The sequence below is a fragment of the Candidatus Acetothermia bacterium genome (assembly GCA_024653305.1).
GTDB lineage: Bacteria > Bipolaricaulota > Bipolaricaulia > Bipolaricaulales > Bipolaricaulaceae > JACIWI01.
On sequence record JANLFW010000040.1, the window covers coordinates 1 to 3,389 of the forward strand.

Sequence of the window (3,389 nt, forward strand, 5' to 3'; positions counted from 1 at the left end):
GGGCAGACGTGGTGCGGGACGTCACAGAGGTGCGGGAAGTCGAGGTCCGTCACCGCGGGAAGGACTACGTCCTACGGCCCCCGCTCAAGGGCGTAGCCAGCAAGGTGTTCGGGGCCGTGGGCGTGGCTGTCCCTCCACCGGTGAGGCGAACCCTCCCCCCTGGTGCCAAGGCCTGAGTCTGCCTCCCCAAGTGCCCTACAGAAGCCAACTCTTCAAAACCAACGGTAGAAGATGGGTCAAAGGAACCCTGGCGCACGAGGGTCTGGGCCAGGGCGAGGGCCATCTCCGAGTCGTCCGTGGGCTGCCCAGCGATCGTGCCCCATACTCCGCCGGCGGCGAGGTCCCGCACCCCTTGGGGGTAGCGCTCCCGGGTTTCTTGCGCGTGCTGGAACTCCACCAGGCTGCCCAGGGCATCGCCAGCGAGCTGTCCCAGAAGGTATCCCTGAGCTCGACCGGTTTCTGTTACGTCCTCGTCCCGCGTGGGGTTCGCGGTCATGCTTGCGGGCCGGTCAGCCCAGTCGCTCCTCGATCCGTACGTGCTCTGCCAGTCCCAGGTCGTGGAGGATCTGCCGGAGCTCGGCTGCAAAGCCATCGGCGAGCTCTGAGCGCACGGTGACGGAGAACTGCACCCCCAACTGGAGTTCAGACCCCGCCCTGAGCTTGGGCAAGAGTGTTCTCCCCAAGCGGTTCCATACTTCCGGGGGCACGGAACCCTCCACGCGCAGGGTCCTCTCCGTGCTGACCCGCGGAGGCGTCGGGCTGGCGGAGCTCTCTTTGGGTGAGGCAGAGGGGGCCTGCGGCGGGGCGGACGGAGCGGATGTGACGGCCCTGGCGCGATTGCGGGCGTATGTGCGGGAGGCGGAGGAGATCTCCGCCGCCGCGGCCCTGGCGGCGTGGGACCAGCGCACCCACATGCCGGAGAAGGGGGCCGAGGCGCGGGCCAAAGTCCTGGGGAGGCTCGAGCGGCTGGCGTTCGAGCGGCTGGTCTCCGACCGGATGGGGGAGCTCCTTGCCGCCGCCGAGGCGGAGGGGCCCTCGTCCGAGGTCGAACGGGCCCTCATCCGGGTGTGGAAGCGGAGCTACACCCGCCACCGGGCGATCCCCCCCGAGCTCTACCAGCGGTTTGTCGAGACGACGGCGAGGGCCGAGCACGCCTGGGAGAAGGCCAAGGCGGCTTCGGACTTCGCCCTGTTCCGCCCCCACCTCGCCGAGGTCGTGGACCTGGTGCGTGAGATCGCAAAGCTGGTTGGGTTCCAAGACAGCCCGTACGATGCCCTGGTGGAGGAGTACGAGCCGGGAATGACCGCGGCCCGGCTGCGGGCGATCCTCGACCCCCTGCGTCAGGAGCTCGTGGCGTTCCTTGGGGAGCTGGAGCGGGGCCAGGCCCCGCTCGCCCTGCCCCGTGGGACGTACCCCTTGGAGGCGCAACGCGCGTTCTGCCGGGAGGCCTTGGCCTGGATCGGGTACGACTTCGGGGCGGGGAGGCTTGATGACTCCGTCCACCCGTTCACGATCGGGGTCGGCCCGGGGGACGTGCGGGTCACGAACCGCTACCGGGAGGAGGACCCGTTCCCGTCTCTGTTCGGGGCCCTCCACGAGGGAGGCCACGCCCTGTACGGACAGGGGGTGGATCCCGAGCTTGCCTGGACCGGGCTTTCCGGCGGGGCCTCGTTTGGGATCCACGAGTCTCAGTCCCGGTTTTGGGAGAACCAGATCGGCCGGAGCCTCCCGTTTTGGCTCTACGCCCACCCCCACCTTGTTCGCCACTTCTCGGCGCTTTCCGGGACGGCCCCCGAGGACGTGTGGCGGCACGCAAACCGGGTGGAGCGGTCGTTCATCAGGGTCGAGGCCGACGAGGTCACGTACAACCTCCACATCTGCCTCCGGTTCGAGCTCGAGGTGGGGCTCATCGAGGGGCGGATCGGGGTGGACGAGCTCCCCGCGCGGTGGAACGCGGCGATGCGGGAGTACCTGGGGGTGACCCCGCCGGACGACGCCCACGGGGTGCTCCAGGACGTGCACTGGTCGGGGGGGATGTTCGGGTACTTCCCGTCCTACGCCCTTGGGAACCTGTACGCGGCCCAGATCGTCGCCGCGGCGGAGCGGGAGATTCCGGGGCTTTGGGCCCACGTGGAGCGGGGGGAGTTCGCCCCGATTCGGGAGTGGCTGCGGGAGAAGGTCCACCGCCACGGCCAGGTGTACCTCCCCGAGGACCTGTGCCGCCGGGTCACCGGCGGGGGGCTCTCCGCCGAGGCTTTCCTGGCCTACGTGCGCCAGAAGTACGGGGAGGTCTACGGGATCTGATGCCGCCGCACCCCTTGACAGCGGCTGTCAAAGGCGATATCGTGGTTGCAATATCCGTGGCAAGAGGAGGTACCCGATGCGCAGAAACGTAGGTTTGCTCGTAGTCGCCCTGGCCCTGTTCCTCGCCCCGGTCCTCGCCCAGACCTCGGCCTCGGTGGCAATCCGGAACGATACCTGCACCGCCGGGGTCCAGCTGTCCCAGATCGTGTGGGTCCGCGGGGAGCAGGTGATCGGGCTCCAGCTCCTCCAGGTCCTGGTCCGAATGGGCCAGACCTACACATCGGAGGCCGAGCTTTCCCTCGCCCCGACCTCGGTGGTCGTCCGCGGGCTGGCCCAGGGGCAGACGTTTGAGGTCGCCGTCCCCATGGGCGAGACGGCCAAGTACACGTGCGGGACGGTCACCGCGGCCCTGGTGGGCCAGCCGGCCCAGCCGGGAACCCCAGGAGGCCAGCCGGAGTTCCCCGCCGGGATGCCCCGGCCCAACCTGTCCCCGGGGATGAGCCCGGCCCAGCTCCTGGCGAACCTCCAGGCCGCCGGGGCCCAGGTCGAGGTCCAGGGATCGGAGGCGAGCCCCAAGCTCGGCGACGCGGCGGACCCGATCCTTGTGGGCGCCTTTCCGTCTGGGTTTTCCGCCCAGGCGCTGTGGGTGAGCGCGGGCGGGTCGCTCCGCGTGGCCGTGACCCACGACCGGCCGAGCTCGTTCATCTGGCTGTGGGTCGTCCCGGTGCCCAACTTCTGGAACACGGCCACCGCCTGGTCCCCCCTCCCCGGGGCCCTCACCGTGTCCGTGGACCGGCCCCAGGCTCTGGCGCCGTTCACCCAGTGGGGGGACGGCCCTGTCCCCGGGGTGCTGTTCTTCGTACTCGTGATCAAGTGGGACCTCGGGCCGGCGATGCCGTTCGTGCTGTCGCTTTCCCAGTAGACTGCCCCTCTCGTTCTACGGCCCTCGCCTTCCAAGGCGAGGGCTTTCTCTTGGGGTCGCGCTATACCCATCTTCTACAGCTCCGGCCGCGGGCGAAGGCCAGGATGGAGATCTGATCGCATCGCAGGGTGAAGAAACGCCAGAACCTGGTGCCAGGGTTGTG

At 69.4% G+C, this 3,389-nt stretch carries 3 protein-coding genes; 2 read left to right on the forward strand and 1 reads right to left on the reverse strand.

Annotation, left to right across the window (positions count from 1 at the left end; genetic code table 11):
* Positions 1-64: 64 nt before the first annotated feature.
* Positions 65-496, reverse strand: coding sequence for an ADP-ribosylglycohydrolase family protein (locus NUV94_08020; protein MCR4392683.1), 432 nt, complete (start codon positions 494-496; stop codon positions 65-67).
* 116 nt (positions 497-612) lie between these two features.
* Here NUV94_08020 and NUV94_08025 point away from each other — a divergent pair, with 116 nt between their 5' ends.
* Together NUV94_08025 and NUV94_08030 are read left to right on the forward strand one after the other, a co-directional pair.
* Entirely contained in the window at positions 613-2,304 is a 1,692-nt protein-coding gene (locus tag NUV94_08025) for a carboxypeptidase M32 (GenBank protein MCR4392684.1), read from the forward strand.
* A gap of 76 nt (positions 2,305-2,380) precedes the next feature.
* Positions 2,381-3,226 carry a hypothetical protein gene (locus NUV94_08030; GenBank protein MCR4392685.1) on the forward strand — a complete coding sequence of 282 codons (846 nt, stop codon included), beginning with the start codon at positions 2,381-2,383 and terminating at the stop codon, positions 3,224-3,226.
* Positions 3,227-3,389: the final 163 nt, after the last annotated feature.

Excerpts from the sequence above, each read along its gene's own strand:
- NUV94_08030 (MCR4392685.1), top strand. The coding sequence starts at position 2,381 with ATGCGCAGAAACGTAGGTTTGCTCGTAGTCGCCCTGGCCCTGTTCCTC.
- NUV94_08020 (MCR4392683.1), bottom strand. The coding sequence starts at position 496 with ATGACCGCGAACCCCACGCGGGACGAGGACGTAACAGAAACCGGTCGA.